General features: G+C 67.7%; 1 pseudogene. It reads right to left on the reverse strand.

The features are described from left to right. Positions 1-173: 173 nt before the first annotated feature. Positions 174-504: pseudogene (locus D3D02_RS19065) on the reverse strand (peptide ABC transporter ATP-binding protein); the annotation flags it as partial.

Below are 504 nucleotides of genomic sequence, written 5' to 3' on the forward strand. Positions count from 1 at the left end.
GTGCGACGGCAGTGCTCGCGCCGCCGGACGGCGACGGCGAGCCGGACGTAGAATCGCGCGGGGACGTGGCGGTGGCCCCGCCGGACGCGGACGTTCCGGAACCCCAACGGATCGATCCGTCGTCGGTCGGTTCGGCGGCCGAGTAAACATCGCCGACCCGGGTCGCGCCCGGATCAGTCGTCCGCGGGGTTCGGCTCCGCGGGCGTCCGCTCCCCGTGGAGGAGGCAGGCGGACTCGTGGTCGGGTCCGTGAACCGTCTGTTCGGGCACGGTCTCGGCGCACGGCGTCGTGATCTCGTTGGAGAGCAATTCGTCGGCCATCTCGGCGTTGTCCCCTAATAGCAGGTTCATCGCCTCCGAGAGTGTCTCCTCCAGATCGGGGTCATCGACCGTCTCGCTGATGTCGAACTCGCGTCGGATCTCTGCTCGGACTTCCGAGTCGGTCGGCTCGGTCCCGCTAGCAGCAACATTCTCACGGACCTGTTCGATGTCTATCTCGCCGGTT

Origin of the sequence: Halobellus sp. Atlit-38R, from assembly GCF_003665925.1 — an archaeon.
In the GTDB taxonomy this organism is placed as follows: domain Archaea; phylum Halobacteriota; class Halobacteria; order Halobacteriales; family Haloferacaceae; genus Haloquadratum; species Haloquadratum inordinatus.